The sequence below is a fragment of the Clostridium puniceum genome (assembly GCF_002006345.1).
GTDB lineage: Bacteria > Bacillota > Clostridia > Clostridiales > Clostridiaceae > Clostridium > Clostridium puniceum.
Genome location: NZ_LZZM01000148.1, coordinates 41598 through 61968, shown reverse-complemented (window position 1 = coordinate 61968; position 20371 = coordinate 41598). Strand labels below are relative to the sequence as shown.

Annotated in this window: 17 protein-coding genes, 1 riboswitch and 1 other annotated feature; of the genes, 2 read left to right on the top strand and 15 right to left on the bottom strand. The window is 28.2% G+C overall.

Annotated features, from left to right (window positions below):
- Nucleotides 1-137: 137 nt before the first annotated feature.
- From CLPUN_RS11330 to CLPUN_RS27645, 6 genes are all read right to left on the bottom strand, one after another.
- Entirely contained in the window at nt 138-2111 is a 1974-nt protein-coding gene (locus CLPUN_RS11330) for an HIRAN domain-containing protein (RefSeq protein ID WP_077847382.1), read from the bottom strand.
- A gap of 124 nt (nt 2112-2235) precedes the next feature.
- Nucleotides 2236-3543, bottom strand: a complete 1308-nt coding sequence (locus tag CLPUN_RS11325) for a bifunctional folylpolyglutamate synthase/dihydrofolate synthase (protein ID WP_077847381.1) — start codon at nt 3541-3543, stop codon at nt 2236-2238.
- Between the two features lie 232 nt (nt 3544-3775).
- Entirely contained in the window at nt 3776-4609 is an 834-nt protein-coding gene (locus CLPUN_RS11320) for a TerC/Alx family metal homeostasis membrane protein (protein ID WP_077847380.1), read from the bottom strand.
- A gap of 506 nt (nt 4610-5115) precedes the next feature.
- Nucleotides 5116-7758 carry a valine--tRNA ligase gene (locus CLPUN_RS11315; RefSeq protein ID WP_077847379.1) on the bottom strand — a complete coding sequence of 881 codons (2643 nt, stop codon included), beginning with the start codon at nt 7756-7758 and terminating at the stop codon, nt 5116-5118.
- Between the two features lie 333 nt (nt 7759-8091).
- Nucleotides 8092-8387, bottom strand: a binding site (T-box leader).
- 338 nt (nt 8388-8725) lie between these two features.
- The gene (locus CLPUN_RS11310) at nt 8726-8947 is read right to left on the bottom strand and encodes a hypothetical protein (RefSeq protein ID WP_242954115.1); all 222 of its coding nucleotides are present in this window, start codon (nt 8945-8947) and stop codon (nt 8726-8728) included.
- Between the two features lie 332 nt (nt 8948-9279).
- Nucleotides 9280-9447 carry a hypothetical protein gene (locus CLPUN_RS27645; RefSeq protein WP_158078754.1) on the bottom strand — a complete coding sequence of 56 codons (168 nt, stop codon included), beginning with the start codon at nt 9445-9447 and terminating at the stop codon, nt 9280-9282.
- Between the two features lie 212 nt (nt 9448-9659).
- Between CLPUN_RS27645 and CLPUN_RS11305 the strand changes: the two genes are divergently transcribed.
- Nucleotides 9660-9863: a helix-turn-helix domain-containing protein gene (locus CLPUN_RS11305; RefSeq protein ID WP_077847378.1), complete on the top strand. Its 204-nt coding sequence runs from the start codon at nt 9660-9662 to the stop codon at nt 9861-9863.
- Between the two features lie 148 nt (nt 9864-10011).
- On the opposite strand, the gene CLPUN_RS11300 is transcribed toward CLPUN_RS11305, so the two are convergent.
- The 3 genes from CLPUN_RS11300 to CLPUN_RS11290 form a co-directional block, all read right to left on the bottom strand.
- Nucleotides 10012-10518 (bottom strand): DUF1648 domain-containing protein, encoded by a 507-nt coding sequence (locus CLPUN_RS11300; protein WP_077847377.1) that lies wholly within the window; start codon nt 10516-10518, stop codon nt 10012-10014.
- Between the two features lie 84 nt (nt 10519-10602).
- Entirely contained in the window at nt 10603-11796 is a 1194-nt protein-coding gene (locus CLPUN_RS11295; protein ID WP_077847376.1) for a MalY/PatB family protein, read from the bottom strand.
- Nucleotides 11797-12875: 1079 nt separating this feature from the next.
- Nucleotides 12876-13412: a flavin reductase family protein gene (locus CLPUN_RS11290; RefSeq protein ID WP_077847375.1), complete on the bottom strand. Its 537-nt coding sequence runs from the start codon at nt 13410-13412 to the stop codon at nt 12876-12878.
- 197 nt (nt 13413-13609) lie between these two features.
- Between CLPUN_RS11290 and CLPUN_RS28700 the strand changes: the two genes are divergently transcribed.
- Nucleotides 13610-13831, top strand: a complete 222-nt coding sequence (locus CLPUN_RS28700; protein WP_341424989.1) for a winged helix-turn-helix transcriptional regulator — start codon at nt 13610-13612, stop codon at nt 13829-13831.
- A gap of 47 nt (nt 13832-13878) precedes the next feature.
- Here CLPUN_RS28700 and CLPUN_RS11280 read toward each other — a convergent pair whose 3' ends face one another.
- The 6 genes from CLPUN_RS11280 to CLPUN_RS11255 form a co-directional block, all read right to left on the bottom strand.
- Nucleotides 13879-14493, bottom strand: a complete 615-nt coding sequence (locus CLPUN_RS11280; RefSeq protein WP_077847374.1) for a GNAT family N-acetyltransferase — start codon at nt 14491-14493, stop codon at nt 13879-13881.
- Nucleotides 14494-14891: 398 nt separating this feature from the next.
- Entirely contained in the window at nt 14892-15602 is a 711-nt protein-coding gene (locus CLPUN_RS11275; RefSeq protein WP_077847373.1) for an ABC transporter ATP-binding protein, read from the bottom strand.
- On the bottom strand, nt 15595-16365 hold the full coding sequence (locus tag CLPUN_RS11270; RefSeq protein ID WP_077847372.1) for an ABC transporter ATP-binding protein: 771 nt from the start codon (nt 16363-16365) through the stop codon (nt 15595-15597). The genes CLPUN_RS11275 and CLPUN_RS11270 overlap by 8 nt, the downstream gene beginning before the upstream one ends.
- A complete protein-coding gene (locus tag CLPUN_RS11265; RefSeq protein ID WP_077847371.1) occupies nt 16365-17423 on the bottom strand; it encodes a branched-chain amino acid ABC transporter permease in 1059 nt (352 codons plus the stop codon). Before CLPUN_RS11265 ends, CLPUN_RS11270 begins: the two co-directional genes overlap by 1 nt.
- Before the next feature lie 2 nt (nt 17424-17425).
- A complete protein-coding gene (locus CLPUN_RS11260) occupies nt 17426-18319 on the bottom strand; it encodes a branched-chain amino acid ABC transporter permease (RefSeq protein WP_077847370.1) in 894 nt (297 codons plus the stop codon).
- A gap of 16 nt (nt 18320-18335) precedes the next feature.
- The gene (locus tag CLPUN_RS11255; RefSeq protein ID WP_077847369.1) at nt 18336-19508 is read right to left on the bottom strand and encodes an ABC transporter substrate-binding protein; all 1173 of its coding nucleotides are present in this window, start codon (nt 19506-19508) and stop codon (nt 18336-18338) included.
- A gap of 653 nt (nt 19509-20161) precedes the next feature.
- A riboswitch (Lysine riboswitch) is annotated at nt 20162-20336 on the top strand.
- Nucleotides 20337-20371 lie beyond the last annotated feature (35 nt).

Genomic DNA, 20371 nt, shown 5'->3' with positions numbered 1-20371 from the left:
CTTGTAAGCTTGAACACTTTTTCATATGTTCTGCTTACAAAAACAGCTTAATTAAGAAGTCCTTTTTTAGGATACTCGACTTACATTCGTTGGATGAGTAAATGATTCACACAAAATCATAGATTTTGGTTCACTACTTATTGAAGATAAAATTTTCTTTCTACTGATAGTAAGGATAATGTTCCTGTTATTTCTTCTATTATATCCTTATAGCTTAAGTATATATCAATATTTATACTTTGATAATCGTCACTTATTTCTTTTACCTTCCCATATAGATATTTTCCATTATCCATTAAATTCTTTAATATTAAATTACTTTCTTTAGGAATATATCCTATTACATAACCATCTACAGTTGAAATTAAAATTGCATTTGAATCATATTCATTGTTAATCTCTCTTTTTAAATACAACATATTACCTTCTGTTAATTTATTATATACTTCACTTATATCTATATAATTTATACCAGCAACATATATGTTATTTAAATATATATCTTTAGTATGCTCCTCTATATGCATATTATCTTTAATTTCAATATACTTCTTTTCCTTGTTATTTGTTTTAATAAGAAGAGAATTAAGAGTCCTTCGTATCGCTCTTACCATTTCACCATCAATAACATCATAAATAAGTTCTTTGTCAAATGAATCAAATTCTTCTCTAAATCTTTGAAGATTAGTTACAGCTTGAATTCTTGTTTCAACTAAAGGAGATTTTAATGCTCGAAGATTAAGTTCTTTATATTTATCTGGAAACTCTTCATATTTTGAATATTTTATTATTATAAAAAAGCAAATTTGTGCTATGTCTTCATAAGCCAAATTATCTATTCTCATTTCACCTTGGCCACTTAATAACTCATTCATAGGCAGATTTTTTAGCCCTATATTAAAAGCACATTTTTTCAAAGATTTATTTCCTACTGAAAATGCATATTTATATAATAGCGGATTAGCAGTATCTCTTTTTAGAATTATTTCAAATTCTTTCTTTTTTAACTGATAATTAGTCTTTTCTGAACAGCTTATTAAAACACTACTTTCAATATTCTCATTTGAAATTTGATCTTCTATTATTTTATGCCAGATTTCCTTCTTACAAATCTTCTTACAATTTTCAATTATCCCTTTAACTTGATTACTAAATTTAAAGAAACTATGACTTCTTTTTGTTTTATAATCATCAATTAAAATAGCTTCTATTGAATAAATAATTGAAATTACAGAATATAAAGAATATATTTTCCCATTAACCTTATCAATAATTTCTACTAGCTTATCGCAAGTCTTTATTCCATCTTTAATTTCATCTAATCCATAATCTGAAAGCATCATACTGAATGATTTTGCAAATACTTCAATTTCTACGCCATCAAACTCAAAGTTTTCTAAATACTCTAAGAGGTCCATCGAAAGCATGCTACTAGATAACAATTCAGGGATTCCTACTTTATTAACTGATCCCTCTTCAATCATCCACTTTTTTATTTCATAATTTATTGGACTTAAATTCATCACACAAAATACTTTTCCGTATCCAGTAGATTTTTTCGCTAATTCAAAAATAATATTATTACATTTTCCTATATACTCATAAGCTTTAATTACATAGAAAATATAATCATTATGAATAGAAAAAATTGATAAAATTTCTTTTATATTCTCAATCTTGCAAATAGGTGCAAGTATTAATCCTAGTTTTATTTCCTCGCTTGAATTACTTTCCATAATCATTTTTCTTATTAGATTATTTATTTTTGAATTCTCTGTGTTAAATTCAAGTGAATCTTTAAAACTCTTAATAAAATTCTCATAATAGCTTATAATTGGATTTAAATTTATATATTTATTTATGTTGGATAAAGTGTAATCACTCAATTCATCCTTTAATAAAATTTTTACGAGTCCATTTGCTAATCTATTTTTCTCATATGCTTTAAGTGGCTGTGTTCTCTTTGTAATCCAATTAAATTCTTTTATCCCAGCTGTTTCAAAATCTTGATTACTATATAGTGCATCTGAGTTGTTATTATGAAATTTTTTTAGATCATAATATATTGATTTCTCTTTATTAGTCGAATTCTCTTTATTTTTCCTAACCATATAACCTACATTACTCCTTTTAAGTGAAATTCAAAAATGATGCTTAAATTCTGATTACTTAACCCTTACTAATGAACTTCTATACTCCAATTAATTGAGCTTACTTTGTAAAATATAAAAATTGCTATTTAATTATTGAAGTTATAATTTTTCTCATATCTCCTATCATATATAATGATCCACTTATTAATATTAGATCTTCTTCATCAGCTTCCTTTAATGCTAATAAAAAAGCTTCTTCATAATTTTCTAATGTAATAACATTAGAATTACATCTTGATATTTCTTTTTTTAGGTCTTCACCAAGTTCAGCTCTTTCACTATGAGGAGTTAATGCATAAACTTTTTCTGCTATTGGAGTTATTTCTTCTATCATTTCTTTAACTTGCTTATCTGCTAAAATCCCCAGTAACAGATATATTTTATTATATTTAAAGTATTTCTCCACATTCTTTCTAAGAGCTCTAATTGCATCTATATTATGTGCTCCATCTATTACTATAGTTGGTTTCTTGCTTAATACTTCAAGTCTTCCTATCCATTTTACATCCTGCAAAGATTTTTCTATCATATTTTTATCTATTGAAATATTTTCTACTTCGCACAGTACTTCTATGGTATTTAAAGCCACTCCCAAATTTAATATTTGATGTTGCCCAAGTAAAGGCAAATTAATTGTATATGTGTTTTTATAACTTTGGATTTGTAAAGTTTGATATAACTCTTCATAATTAATATTAATTAATTTCCCATTTCCTTTTCTTACAAAATACACTTTTGAATTCTTTTCTTCTGCTATCTTTAATATAGCTTCTTCTGCTTCTTTTTCTTGAGGGTATAATATAACTGGTATACCTTCTTTTATTATGCCAGCTTTTTCTTTTGCAATATCTTTTAAATTGTCGCCTAAAATATTCATATGATCTAAACTTATAGAGGTTATTACACTAACCTTTGGCGTTAATACATTAGTTGAATCTAATCTTCCACCAAGACCAACTTCAATCACACCATAATCCACCTTTTCATTATAAAAGTGTAAAAACATAAGTGAAGTTATAATCTCAAATTCTGTTGGATGTTCATATCCTTCTTCTATAACTTTATCTATAGCAGCTTTGACATCTTCAAGCAATCTTACCAGAGTATCTTTTTTAATCATCTCTCCATTTATCTGAATTCTTTCTTCAAATTTTTCTAAATACGGAGACGTATACATTCCAACTTTATATCCAAAACCTCTTAAAATCTTTGTAACCATAGCTGTGGTTGAACCTTTTCCATTGGTTCCTGCTATGTGTATTAATTTTATTTTTTCATGTGGGCTTCCAAGCAATTCTAGAAGTCTAAAAGTTCTCTCAAGTCCATAATTAGAACCAAATTTCCCAACACTTGAAATATAGTCCATTGCATCTTTATAAGTCATATTCATTTTGATTTACCTCGTGTCTTTTCTAATATAATAAAATTTTAATTACTTCTATTATACTTTAATTATTAGAGAATGACTAATATAAACTTGAATTTAGCGGGTAATATATTCATATGACTATCTTTAAATATATTCTTTTACATAAAAATTAACTATTCTAAACTTGTTGATAATTTAATTCATATTTAAAATTAAAGCTAATTTTAATATCTACTTTTTATTTTAATAAAGATTAATTTCTTAATTTAGATATTTCATTCCATATACAGGATATTAAAATACTACTTAATAAAATAATACTTATTATTAACACGGAATTTGTAACTGAAATTTCAATTTTCCAAAACAATAACACTAGTTTTAGGCCTGTAAATATCAATATGGCACCTACTCCATATTTCATAAATTTAAATACATTATTCATTTTTTGCAGTATATAGTACATACTCCTAAGTCCTAATATAGCAAATATATTAGACGTATAAACTATAAATGTATTTGTAGTTATTGAAAAAATTGCTGGTATAGAATCTATTGCAAATATAATATCTGAAAATTCTATTATTATTAATGCTACTAAAAGAGGTGTTGCATAAATTATTCCGTTCTTTCTAATTATAAAATTATCTCCATGAAAAGCATCAGTTACGGGTACTATTCTCTTTAATACTTTCACTGCAAAATTATCCTGAAATTTAATATTATCATTTTCTCCAAGAAATATTTTAATTCCACTAAATAACAACACAATCCCAAATATAGGAAGCAACAAACTAAACTTACTTACTATGGATACGCCTAATAAAATAAATATTAAACGTAATACCATGGCTCCTATAACACCATATAGTAATACCCGTTCCTGATATTCCTCTCTTATTTTAAAACTTGAAAACACCATTAAAAACAAAAATAAATTGTCTAAACTTAATGACATTTCAACTATATATCCACCAAAGTATTCAATAGCTGCCTTTTCACCCTTTGTATAAAATATAAAAATATTAAATAATATTGATAGTATTATCCAAAAAACTAAATTAAGTAAATATCTTTTTGTTTTCAAATTAAATCCCTCCATACATAGTACTCTCTGGCAAATAAAATAACAGAACAAAATTAAACTCTATATTTAGTTCGATGTCATTCGTCCCCTGAATGAGTTCGATTAAATTCAGCTGAAATATAAAATCTCACCTGAAAAGTTTCACTTTATGTTTTAGACAAGATGGTAATTTTTGCTCATAGCCAGTTATTAACGAAAATTTCCACCACAGTATGACATAATCTAGACAAGCATATTAGTCTGTTATTTTTTGATTGTGCCTAAATTATGTATATTAATATTTATTCTGTTATATCCTTACTTAATAAAATTTTTCAATTAAATACCTTTATTATTGCTCTATGCTCAAATTTAATTTATTTTAGTAAATATTTTTAATGTAGTGATTTAATTAGAACTTATATACTAATTTTTATTCTATTATTAAAATATCTTTAGAACTATAAACAAAAAAGACATTACTAGAATCATTATTCTAATAATGTCTTTTTCTACTTATAATCTATTTAGTTTAATGCTTCAATTCTAACTTTAACAGCTTCAAGCATTTCAACATATTTTACTCTCTTTTCTTTTTCTGCCTCTATAACTACTGCAGGAGCCTTAGCTACAAATCCTTGATTTCCTAGCTTTTTATCTATTCTATCAATTTCACCTTCTAATTTCTTTAACTCTTTATTTAATCTATCTAATTCTTTTTCTTTATCTACTAAATCTAAAAGTGGCATAAATAGCTCTCCACCTTTAACTACTAAAGATACAGCATTTGTTGGAACATTGTTCTTATCAGCTATAAATTCAACTTCTGAAGCTGAAGCTAATTTTTCAATATATATACTTCCTGCATTAAATGCTTTTTTCGCATCTTCTGCTATATAGCAAATTACTTTAGCCTTTCTTGAAGGGGGTACATTCATTTCAGCTCTTACATTTCTTAAACCTTTTATAGCTTCAATTACAAATGCCATATCATTTTCAGCTTCTTTATTTACTAAAGCTTGATTAAACTTAGGCCAAGCTGAAGTAGTAATTGTTTCTTCATCACTTAAATGAGTGAAAATTTCTTCTGTTATAAATGGCATAGCTGGGTGTAATAATTTCAATCCTGTAATTAAAACAGTATTTAATACATTGTAAGCTATTCCCTTAGATTTTTCATCCTCACCATAGAATACTGGTTTCACAAGTTCTATATACCAATCGCAGAATTCAGTCCACATAAAGTCATAAACTTTTTGCATAGCAATTCCAAGTTCATATTTTTCCATATTTTCTGTAACTTCTTTAACTAAAGTATTCATTTCAGATAAAATCCACTTGTCTGCTAAAGAATATTCTTTGTTATCTTTATACTTATTCATTATATCCTTATCAAGGTTCATCATAACAAATCTTGAAGCATTCCAAATCTTATTAGCAAAGTTTCTTGAAGATTCAACTCTTTCAGGATAATATCTCATATCATTTCCTGGAGCATTACCAGTCGCTATCATAAATCTTAAAGCATCAGCTCCATAAGTATCTATAACTTCTAATGGATTTACACCATTTCCTAAAGATTTACTCATTTTTCTACCTTCTGAATCCCTTATAAGACCATGAATAAGTACTGTATCAAATGGAGTTTCATCCATACAATGAAGTCCTGAGAATATCATTCTTGCAACCCAGAAGAATATAATATCATGCCCAGTAACTAATGTACTTGTTGGATAGAAATAGTCTAAATCTTCTGTTTTATGTGGCCAACCAAGTGTTGAGAAAGGCCATAATGCTGAAGAGAACCATGTATCAAGTACATCATTATCTTGTTTTAAGTTAGTACTTCTACATTTAGTACATGATTTTGGAGCATCTTCAAGTACCATCATTTCGCCACAATCTTGACAGTAGTAAACAGGAATTCTATGTCCCCACCATAATTGCCTTGAAATACACCAATCTTGAATATTTTCCATCCAGTTAAAGTATATCTTATCAAATCTTTCAGGAACAAATTTGGTTTTTCCACTCTTAACTACTTCTATAGCAGGCTTTGCTAGTTGTTCCATCTTAACATACCATTGTTTAGATATTATTGGTTCTACAGTAGTTCCACATCTGTCGTGAGTACCAACATTGTGAGCATGGTCTTTGATTTTAACTAAAAGACCTAATTCTTCTAAATCTTTAACAATAACTTTTCTTGCTTCATATCTATCTAATCCTTGATACTTACCACCTAAATTATTAATAACTCCTTTATCATCCATAACTCTTATGATTTCAAGGTTGTGTCGCTTTCCTACTTCAAAGTCATTAGGATCATGAGCTGGAGTCATTTTTACTGCACCAGTTCCAAATTCTAAATCAACATAGTCATCTCCAACTATAGGAATTTCCCTGTTTACTAATGGAAGCATTACAGTTTTACCAATAAGATGCTTATATCTTTCATCATTAGGATTAACAGCAACACCACTATCTCCAAGTAATGTTTCAGGTCTTGTTGTTGCAATTTCTATTACTCCAGAACCATCCGTTAATGGATAGTTAATGTGCCAGAAATTACCTGATTGTTCTTCATATTCAATTTCTGCATCTGACAATGCAGTTTGACAATGAGTACACCAGTTAGTAATTCTATTTCCTTGATAAATTAAACCTTCATTATAAAGCTTAACAAATACGTGTTTTACAGCAGCACTAAGATTTTCATCCATTGTAAAAGCTTCTCTTGTAAAGTCAGCTGATACCCCAAGTCTTTTAACTTGATTTCTAATTCTTGCTCTGTATTCATCACTCCATTCCCAAACCTTTTCAAGGAATGCTTCTCTTCCCATTTCTTTTTTATCTAAGCCTTGTTTAGCTAATTCATTAGCTACTTTAACTTCGGTTGCAATAGATGCATGATCTTCTCCTGGTAACCATAATGTACAATATCCTTGCATTCTCTTAAATCTAATAAGCATATCTTGAAGAGTATCATCAAATGCATGACCTAAGTGAAGCTCACCAGTTATATTTGGTGGCGGCATAATTATTGTATAAGGCTTTTTGTTTTTATCTATTACTGGTGTGAAATAGCCTTTTTCTTCCCAATTTTTATAAATCCTATCTTCAAATTCTTTTGGATTATAAGTAGTTGATATGTTTTTAATTTCTGACATTTTCATTCCTCCAAGTTAATTCAGTTAATAGTTAACAGTGAACAATTAACAGTTTGAAAATAATATTTTTTAATTGTTCATGTTGTATCTTGAAAGATACAACTTATTAACTATTTATTGAAATTTATTTTAATTATAAATTTTTACATTAGTAATTTAAAATTTCATATAATTCTTTTATGAATTTAGAAACTCAGCAAGTTTTATTCATAACTGCTGACTGTTAATTGATAACCGTTAAAATGAAACCCGACTCACATACGTTCGCTGGGGGCTTTCGAATAACCAAATACAAGATTTGGATTCTCAACGCCAAAAAAGAGCCTTCATCACAAAAAGGACGAAGACTCGCGGTACCACCTTTATTTCCACATAAGCACACATACAGTCATATTTTTTGCTTTAATGGACTCTTAATTTGAATAACGATTTAGACAAACCGTCTTTAGCTACTATTAATTTCACTAAAGAAGCTCAAAAGCTACCTTCAAAACCTTCAACATAAGGGTTTCCAGCAATCCCCTCTCTCTTACTAGCTCTTTTAATAAAAAAACTGTACTTCTCAACTCATTTGTGTGAGTTTCCTATAATGTCTCCGGATTTTTACTCCTCTTTTTCATTGCTTTTAATATATCAATAATATGAAACTCGACTCACATACGTTCGCTGAGTAAGTTCAAGTGGCCAAATTAAAATTTGGACTTTCACTTATAATATCTTATTGTATAAATTTTGTCAATAATAGATTTTTTATTCTAGTTACATTTACTTTTATCATATATTCTATTATAATCAGCTTTTTATTGTTATTTGAAATATATGATCAAAATCTTTTCTTAATTCATTTTTCTAATGTTTTGAAAGATGGATTATATTGTTTTAATTTTTAAAGTTCCTATAGTTAAATTATTTATATCAGATTGTAAATAATTCACTTTTTAGTTAATTAATACATAGTTTCCGTATTTTATTTATATCCATCAAATAAAGCTTCAATTTTAGATTTAATTTCATTTTCAATGGTCATATTAATTTTTCCAACTTCATTTTCTAGATTATCAACTTTACCTTCCATATTATCAAATCTAGTTTCTAAAGTATCAAATCTTTCATTAACATCAGATTTCATACTTTGAAATTCAGAATACATCTTAGTAAGCAACTCAAACATTTCATTATTATCTGCCACAAATACCATCTCCTTTTGCTTTAGTAAATCATATGTTAAATTATATATTGCTTGCAAAAACATTATACTCAATTTTACTAGACTTATTACAACATTGATTTAGTTACAAGCGTTAATATAATCTATTATGTAATTATTACCAAATACAATAAATAATTTACGTATTTATGTTCTCATTATTTTGTTAATATGCCTTACTATTTTCTTTCATATTTCTATCCTATTTTTACAATGACCTTATAATATGAAATTTAAATTTCAGAAAAGGTTCATATTATTTCATGTGTATAAAAATATTCCTAATATCAATATAAGTTTCCTCTTGAATACACTTATTTTCTATAATAATTTATTAAACAGCCAGATAAAATAATATCTCTTTCTTCTTTAGATAGCCCTTTAAGTTGAAGGGTTAAATCTTTCTTGCCATGATTATTAATAAGTTTTGCAGTTACTTCCTCTTTTCCCTCAAAAATATCATCTTTAATTCCTTCAATCACTATATAATTTATTAAAATTTATATTTTCTGATGAATCAATTGTAAAAGGTAACATTTCCCAATTAATTAGATTGCTTCTGTATCTCTTAGTTGCATATTCAAAGGCAATATTAGCACTTCCCCCTAAAACTATCTCCTGGTTTTCTTGCAATATAGCGAATTATTTAAATAGTAATAATCTCTTTACTCGATAATTAAAGGAGTGTATGATTTTGAATTATGACTTTTATAAAACCTTTGTAACTCTTTCAGAAACTAATAATTTTTCTAAAACAGCTAAAAAACTAAATATTGTACAATCAACAGTATCGACTAGAATACAAGAATTAGAAAAATATTTGCAAACTACTCTACTTGAAAGGACAAATAAAACAGTTTCTTTAACTCAAGCAGGGTTTAATTTTTTTCCTTTATGAAATTACTAAATGAAGCTATTTATACTAATATTTTATTTGAATCTTAATTTCTTATACAAATAGCGAAATAATTGTATCTAAAACTTAGAACTATTAATTTTAATACATATAAAACTTTAGTCTATTTCATAATTGCATTTTATGCAGCTTAACTCGTAACTTTATACATTTTTACAATTTCATATACTAAAGTAATAAATATTGTACCTATAAAAAGAAATAATATTTCACTGTTTACTCCATTGACCTTACCCAATGCAGTTTGAACATTTTCCCATATTAAGAGACTAAATAAAAATGAAATTTCTAAATCTATTAAAAGCATTAGTTGTTTACCAATTTTATATAATGATTCTACATTTTTTTCTGTAATAGACACTGGATAATTATAATATTTAGGTACTTTACTTAACACTGCTAATAATATATGAAGGCTTATAGTAATTATTATAATGATAAACAAACTGCTTTTACTTCCAAAATCATCTGGAACTCCAGAAAATCCAAAATGAGTTGGAATAATTTCTGGGATTTCACTCCAAACCATTTTTAAATATACTAATACAAATATTATTGGAACCGTTGCTATTAAGATTATAACTTTATCTTTCCATGTTAATGAAATATTTAAATCAGGTCTTTTTTTATGATTCAAAGAGTTCACCCCATTCTATTATTAAAAATATATCATATTGATTAAAATTCACATAATTTTGCTTCTATTAACAATATATTAATATTATCTATAGCATTTTTTTACAGCTTCCAGCAATCTATATAACGCTTCTTCTAATATCTTTTTAGGACATGCTAAATTTATTCTTTCAAAACCTTGTCCTCCGGTTCCAAATATATATCCTTCATTTAGGAACAATTGTGCTTCCAGTTTCATAAACTTTTCTAAAGCTAAATGGTCATTTTCTAATTCTCTGAAATCTAACCATTGAAGATATGTACCTTCTAAATTTATAACTTTAACTTGTGATAAATTTTTCTTCATGAAATTCTCTACAAGTTTTTTATTTTCATCTAATACTTTTATAAGTTCATCAAGCCATTCTTCACATTCATTATACGCAATTTCACAAGCTTTATATCCAAAAATATTTAATACTGAATAATCTCCATAAGCCTTTCTATGTTCATGTATAATTTTCTTTCTAATATCCCAATTCGAAATAATTATGTTAGAGACTTGTAAACCTGCTAAATTAAATGTTTTACTTGGAGCTGTACAAATCACTGAATTATTTGCAAATTCTTCTGATATGTTAGCCAAAACAGTGTGTTTAAATTCAGGCATTATTAAATCAAAGTGAATTTCATCTGATACCATAATTACGTCATTATCTATGCATATTCTTCCAATTCTATTTAATTCATCTTCTGTCCAAACACGTCCAACTGGATTATGTGGGCTGCATAATATCAATACCTTTGTATTTTCTAATTTTGCTTTTTCTTCAAAATCTTCAAAATTAATTTCATAATGACCATTTGAAAGAACTAATTCTGTGCTAACGACCTTTCTCTTATTCTTTTCAATAGCTTTATAAAAAGGATAATATACTGGAGTCATAATAAGTATTCCATCATTTTCTTCCGTAAGTGCTCTAACAATAGTAAATAAAGCCGGGACTACTCCTGGAAATTCAACTATCCATTCTTTATTTATCTTCCAATCATGTCTTTTTTCCATCCAACCACATACTGCTTTGCAGTATTCATATGTAGGTTCCGTATATCCTAAAATACTTGAATTTATATATTTTTTAAGTCCTTCAACAATTTGAGGCGGACTTTTAAATTCCATATCTGCAACTGAAAATGGTACTATATTGTCACTAATATTAGCATTAACCTTTTGCATTAAATTCCACTTACTCGAACCTACATTCTTTCTTGATATCAAGCTTTCAAAATCATATTTCATTAGTCTTTCTCCTAATCTTCTTGCAATTTAGTTATCTGACATATTCATTATATCAATCCTCTATTTAATTTCAACTTTTCAGTTAAATTAAGCTGCCGTTGCGCATTTTTATGTAGATTGTTTTATAATATAATATATATTCAACTTTACATATGTATCTATATTCCTATAAAAATAGATACATAGTTAAATATTCATAGCAAAATCAAGGCTTTAAAGGTAATATATGTAATTTAACTATTGCTTAAAACTATGCAAATGCCAACTTGAAGTCCTGCTATCAAATCGAAATGTTGTGGAATGATTTTGATTGCACTTAGTAAATTCCCAATTGTGCTTTGCACTCCTTTTATATGCGAAAAGTTCCAATTGTGCTTCCCACTCCTTTTATATGTGCATATTTTTTATCATTTTAAGTTTAAATTTGGGGGTATATTTTAATATAATCCCTAAAAAATTATAGATGAGATTATCAACTTATAGTACTTAATATTTTAGAATACTGCATCAACCTATTTTAAGCCAATCTAAGAAATGCTTCAAAAAAATAAATGCAACAACACTCATTTATACTACTACATTTCAATTTACTCATATATAACTAACAAATTGGAATTTGACTCCTTTGTGATATCCGAATAATCTGCAGAATCAGTTATGCAAAAAACACCATCTAACGCCAAACTTGTCAATAAAATTTGCACACAATGGACTAAAATGGCAAGAACCTAAGGGAAATAAGATTTCACTTCCCTCTTTAAATATCTTATAAGCCTGTTTAACCATATCCTCATTTCCTTCACCGTAATAAAGTCAAAGCTCTACATTGTATTGCCTATAATCCTTTTATCCATGCCATCATTTTCCTTTTCATGCTGTACTTCCTTTACCACATTTAAACAATCTTATATTTCAAATTCCTGCTTACAAATCGGAATTTGTCTAATTAGCAACTTAATTTGTATATTACCTATATTCAATAAAGTACCTTTAAGCTTGTTTTTTAGCTATATAAAGAGAATTTATTAATTTGCTGTTATACTCATGATCTAATATTACATTGAGAACTTCGGAATATATTATTCAATTATATACGCACTTATAATTTCTCCATAGTAAGCTGTGTGAAAATCCCTGTTTGCACCATGAAAGGAGCTTTCAACATCTTGGGGATAAAATTTATTTTTATTTTCTTCTTTAATCTCGCTCTCATCTTGTTTTTGTTTATATATAACCCTACACTCAAGTGTAAGTGGGATTTCCTTAATAGCTGGAACTAAAATACTATTAGGTGATTCCAGTGTCAAGTTTAGTTCCTTAATTTTATCACTAAAATGACCAGATTTTGTGCCACAAATTCCTAATATCTTTTTATCAAACTCACCAAACGGTACATTTATAGTAAATTCAGGATTCTTTTCAAGTTGATATTTTGTAAAGCGGTTTTCTCTCACGAAAACTGTAAAAATCGGCTTTCCCCATTCTATTCCTAAAGTTCCCCATGAAATGGTCATTGAATTAACTTTATCATCTACCTTTGTTGTTAATAAAATGCCTGTTTTAAGTGCTTTCATAATCACACTGGCATAATCAAATACTTGTATTTCTTTTTTCATAATATTATCCTCCTTGAATATTTGTTGTCTCTATGATAAATTAATATATAATTAGTAGCAAGTATGCACTTTTTTGTTAGATACTATCCAAAAGGAGAGCAAACATGTATAATGAAGCAAATACTAGGCCATTTGCTTATGCAATGTCTTTGCTTTATTGTAAATGTACATACTTATTTTAGCTTTGGAAAAAACAAATTCTGATATATGGTGAGTTAAAACGTTCTCTTGGAATAATTACTTATAAAATGGTCAGTGCACAGTTAAAAGAATTAGACGCATATAATTTAATTGTCCGAAAAGAATATCCTCAAGTTCCTCCAAGGGTAAAATATTTTCTATCTCAAAGAGTTTTAATCATTATGCTTGTTTTGCGATGCTTATATGAATGGTGCTATAATCATATTGATGATTTATAATACTTAACTTTAATTGGAATTTGAAAACCACATAATAATTTACCTAATTATCTCAAATCTGTTTCCTTTGATTCTCTTTTTACTTTCCTAGAGAACTTTTGCTCAAATATTTCTAATTCATTTTCATCAACATCAAAACAAGTATTAAAATCATATATTCCAGAAACATTATTAAGATATCCTTCTTCTAATTCCTTTGCCATAAAATACACAGCTTCATCATCTTCTGACATTCCAGGCAAATAAATACTATATCTGCTAGCAGATTCAAACCCTAAAGGATTATAATAATTATTATTTCCTGTGATAAGCACTGCCTTATAGCCTAATTTTTTCGCTTCATTTAAGGTATATTCTATCATTTTCTTTCCAATACCTTTTCTCTGAAAATCTGGATGAACGCTTATTGGACCAAAGCCAATTACGTCATTGCTCATCTTTCGTTCTAATCCAACGAACATTTTACTATAAACAATATTTCCTACTATCTGATTATTCTCAATCAAAACATAATCTAATTCCTTAATAAAAGAATCCGATTGTCTTAAATTGTGAATGACAAGATGTTCATCGCACCCTGGACGATAGACATTCCAAAATGCATCTCTCGTTAGATTTTCAACTTCATAATAATCCTTTTCATTTTCTAATCGCAGTTCCATATCATACACTCCATATTTTACTTATCTTACTGAATAAAATTGTTAGTTAAATAATAAATTACTATTTATAATACTCAACCTTAAATTGGTTTTCATTTCCTTTTGTCTTTTTATTGTTAGCGACAAAAATACATAGAAAAGTAGCACCTATCTCAATCCAAAATACAATATTTATTTAAAAATCTTCTCTCAAATTACTATTTATCTTTCAATAAATTATAACATATTTTGTAAATGTTACACTGTTCAATTTTTATTATTTAACATTTATCATAACATATTTTTAAAAATTTCACACGTAACATACATATAATGTTTTAAGATATAGCTTAAGTCTAAATAATAAAAATATAACAAGAATTATATAAATACAATTCCCGTTATATTTCAATTATTCACTATAATGCTTCACCTAAGTAAGCTTTTTTAATTTCATCATTGCTAAGTAATTCTTTACCTGAACCACTTAACGTAATTTTTCCAGTCTCCATGATATAACCTATATCAGCTATTTTTAAAGCTGCATTAGCATTTTGTTCTATTAAAAGAACTGTCATACCTTCTTCGTTGATTTTCTTTATGATTCCAAATAATTCTTTTACAACTATTGGAGCAAGTCCGAGTGAAGGTTCATCCATCATTATTAATTTAGGTCTAGACATAAGCGCTCTTCCTATAGCCAGCATTTGCTGCTCACCACCTGAAAGTGTACCTGCTGCCTGCCAAGTTCTTTCTTTAAGACGTGGAAAAAGTGAGTATACATTTTCTAAATCTTCTTCTATTCCTACTTTATCATTTCTTGTATAAGCACCTATTTTTAAATTTTCGAGTACTGTAAGGTCAGCAAAAACTTTTCTACCTTCTGGTACTAGTGCTATGCCTTTTTTAACCATAAGCTCTGTATTAAGCTTTGTTAAATCTGCACCTTCATATTCTATACTTCCGCTCTTTGGTTTAACAAGACCAACTATAGATTTCAAGGTCGTACTTTTACCTGCTCCATTAGCTCCAACTAAAGTTACTATTTTTCCACTTGGCACTTCTAAACTTACACCTTTTAAAGCTTCAATACCGCCATAAGCTACTACTAAATTATCTATTTTAATCATCTTCAGATACCCCCAAATATGCATCGATAACCTTTTTGTCATTTTGTATTTCAGAAGGTGTACCTTCAGCTATAGTAATTCCATATTCAAAAACTTGTATTCTATCTGATAACGTCATAACCATATTCATATGATGTTCTATCATAAATATAGATAAGTTAAACTTTTCTTTTATTTCTTTAATAAAAGCTGTAAGTTCATCTGTTTCAGTAGGATTCATACCTGCTGCTGGTTCATCAAGAAGAAGAAGCTTAGGATTAGTTGCAAGAGCTCTTGCTATTTCAAGCTTTCTTTGCTTTCCATATGGAAGTGAACTAGCTTTTTCATCCATTAAATCTTCAAGTCCTAATTCTTTTAAAAGAGAAATAGACTTTTCAACCATTTCCTTTTCTTCTTTTCTATACTTAGGCAATTTAAACATTGCTTCAAATACATTTGATTTAATATGAACATGATTTGCTATTAATACATTTTCAAGTACAGTTAAATCATTAAACAATCTTATATTTTGGAAAGTTCTAGCTATTCCAGTTTGAGTTATTAAATCTTGTCTCATTCCAGTAACATCTGTGCCATCAAAATGTATTTTACCTTTAGTAGGTGTATAGACATTTGTGATCATATTAAAAGCTGTAGTCTTACCTGCTCCATTAGGTCCAATTAAAGAAACTATTTCACCTTCGTTAATTTCAAGGTTAAAATCATTAACAGCTGTAAGGCCACCAAATTGCATTGTTGCATTTTTTACTTGTAATAATGCCATTATTTATTCCCTCCTTCTTCTAGAGGTTTTTTACTAGAATATTTAAATATTGATTTCCATGAAAATTCCTTTGATCCCATAATTCCATGTCTGAAGAATAATACTATTACCATAAGTAATATAGAGAAAATTACCATTCTAAGACCTGGTATTCCAGAAAAACTGAAAATTCCTAAATCAAATTGCTTTTCCATATCTAAAAATCTTAAAGCTTCTCCAAGTATAGTTACAATGAAAGCTGAAATTACTGTACCAGTAACGCTTCCCATACCTCCAATAACTATGATAAGAAGTATATTAAATGTAAGACTGAATTTAAACATATTAGGATCTATAGTTCCCATTAAGTTTCCAAGTAATCCTCCACCCACTCCAGCAAAGAAAGCACCAACTGCAAAACCTATAGCCTTATGTTTAAATAAGTTTATTCCCATACTTTCTGCTGCTATTTCGTCTTCTCTTATAGATTTTAATGCTCTTCCATAAGAACTGTTTATTAGTGATATAAGAATAATTATAGTTACAATTGCTATACCAAAACTCCAATATAGGTTTGTAGTACGAGGAATCCCTCTAAGCCCTAAAGCACCATTAGTTAGACTTTGCGTATTAGTAATAATTATTCTGATTATTTCTGCAAAACCTAAGGTGGCAATAGCTAAATAATCACCTTTAAGTCTTAAAGCTGGAGCACCAATTAAAAAAGCTAAAAATGCTGATAAAAGTCCTCCTATAATTAATGCTACAACAAATGGCACTGATATATGATTAAATGGTGCCATTAAAGGTTCCATAAAGAAATTTTGAGTTTTAACTTTTTCACTCATTGTAAGTAATGCAGTTGTATAAGCACCTACTGCTATAAATCCTGCATGTCCTAATGAAAATAGTCCAGTAAATCCATTTATTAAGTTTAAACTTAAACCAAGAACTGTATATATTGCACATAAATTTAAAATTCTAATTTTATAAGAATCTAAGCTACCATTTGCAACAAACAAGAGTAAAAAAACAATTGCAATAAGAGCTATATTCAAAAATTTGTTTTTATTGTTCATTTTTACACCTTCTCTGTTAAATTTTTGCCCATTATTCCAGTAGGCTTAAATAATAATATTACTATTAATAATATAAATGCTAATGCATCTCTATATCCAGTTAAACTTGGGAAGAAACCAACTAACATAATTTCAGTCAATCCAAGGACAAAACCTCCAATAACGGCTCCTTTTATATCACCAATACCACCTATAACAGCAGCAATAAAACATTTTAACCCAGGCATCATTCCCATAAGCGCACCTATTTGTGGATATTTAACACACCACATCATAGCCCCAACTCCAGCTAGTCCAGATCCTACAGCAAAGGTAAAAGAAATTATTCTATTTACATTTATGCCCATAAGCCTTGCTGTTTCAACATCTTTTGATGCTGCTCTCATTGCCATACCAACATTAGTATTATTAACTAAATGTAATAAAGCAAATAATAACGCTATTGTAACAATTGGAATTATAAATGTAAGCTTTTGAATAGAAACCCCACCTATAACTACTACGTCTGTAAATAATTTAACATCCGGAAATGCTTTTGGTCTTCCACCAAATAAAACAACTGCTAAATTTTCAAGTAAGAAGGATACCCCAATTGCTGAAATTAAAACAGAAATCTTGGGTGCACCTCTAAGTGGTCTATAAGCTGTAAATTCAATTCCCACTCCTAGTAGTGCTGTTATAGCTATAGCTATTATAAAAGCAAAATACCAAGGAAGTCCAAAGGTAGCTACTCCAAAAAACGCGAAGTAAGCAGCCATCATAAATATATCTCCATGTGCAAAGTTTATAAGCTTTAATATTCCATAAACCATAGTATAACCTATAGCTATAAGTGCATATAAACTTCCCACTGAAATTCCATTTGCTAAGTTTTGCATGAATGTAGTTAAGTCCATATTTTCACCGCCTAATTTAATTTTGTTCTGGTTTTATTGTATCAAGATAAGTAAATTTACCATCTTTAACTACTTTTAAAACCGCATCTTTTACTGCATTATTGTTTTCATCAATTGTAATTACTCCAGCTGCGCCTGGAAAGTTCGTTGTCTTTGCAATTTCATCCCTTATTTTAACGGGATCTGCAGTACCTGCTCTCTTTATAGCATCTAATATCACTATATAAGCATCATAAGATAAAGCTGAAACTGCTGCTGGTTCTTTATTAAATTCTTTTCTATATGCATCTAGGAAAGTCTTTGACTCTGAAGTTATAGGAGTTTCACTTGCAAAGAAAGTTGAGAATACTGTGCCTTCTACTGCTTCTTTACCTATATCTATAAATTCAGGTGTTTCCCAAGTATCTCCCCCTATAATAGGTACTGTTATACCAAGCTGTCTAGCTTGTTTTACTATCATAGCTCCTTCTGTAAAATTACCTGGAGCAAATATTACATCTGGATTATTACTCTTTATATTTGTAAGCTGAGCTGTAAAATCTTGATCTCCTGTATTGTAGTTAGATTTAGCTACAATAGCATTTTTATCTCCTGTAATTTTAATAAATTCATCACTGAAAAATTTACTAATACCTACTGAATAGTCACTAGAAACTTCTTGAAGAAGAGCTACCTTTTTTGCTTGCAATTTACTAGCTGCATATTTTGCCATAACTGTTCCTTGAAAAGGATCTATAAAGCAAACTCTGAAATAATAATCATTACCTGCTGTTACTAGTGGATTTGTACATGATGCTCCAACTGCTGGAACCTGTGCTTCCATTACAATATCCCCTGCTGCCATAGAGTTTCCACTACCCCAGCTTCCTATAATAGCATTAACATGTTCCTGTTCAATAAGGTTTGCTGCTGCGCTTGCAGCTTCAACTTTATCTGACTTATTGTCAGCAAAAACTAATTCTACCTTCTTACCAAGAACTGTTGGATAAAGTTTATTTGCAAGTTTTGCCCCGTCAACTTCAAGCTGACCACCAGCTGCATTTGCCCCTGTCATTGGTTCAAATACTCCAATTTTAATAACATCACTTTCTATATATGCTTTTTTATTTGTTTTAACATTACTGCACCCTGCCAGCATAATCGAGCTTGTCATAGCCAGTACCAAAAGCAAAGAAATTTTCCTTTTCATAAAAATAGCCCTCCCGTTTTATTTCAATTTAATGCGTCATAAAAAGAATCTACTAATACAAAGTGTATTTTTCACTTAGAATATTAAAAAAATCACATCTTAACTCTTGCAGTCACTTTTTTATTCTTTAAATTTCTCCATAAAATTATTTATATTAATTAATAATTTCACTCTATAATTAATAATCTATCAATAGAAATGTTACTTATTGACGAATTCTATAGTATCCTATATTCCTCCATATGTCAACCTACGGAGGACATATGTATTTCTTCATATTTTGTTATTTCCACCTTGAAATACTATTTTAACCTTATATATGTACAATTATGCACAATATTAATTAATCTGTAATTTTTTATATAAAAATTTTAAAACTTCTTTTCTAGATGGAAATGGAACCACTAGCCAAAAAGTTTTTCAATTATATTTATTAATTATTGGGGAATAAACTAATTGATATTAACTTAAAACTTCTACCCTAATATCTATAATTTTCTCATATTATTTTTATAATTTTTCTAAATTGTTAATATATTCAATTAAATTTTCACATTATACTTTATAAATATAATATTATATATGAAATATTATATTTATATTGACTTTTTTTTAATTTACCCACATAATTATTTATAAAATAACAAGTAAATAACTTAGGTAGAGGTGCGAAACTTAATAGTAGTATTATGGAGGTAAGATCAGTGAAGTAATACGAAAGGATTTTTCGCCGAAGTGAATAGCAAATTTCTTTACTGCTGTTTACTGGGCTTATGTAAAATATGCATAAGACTGTCACAATTTATTTTGTGGAGAGCTATTTTCAATAAACATATGCGGATTTCATATATTTATTTATAAAT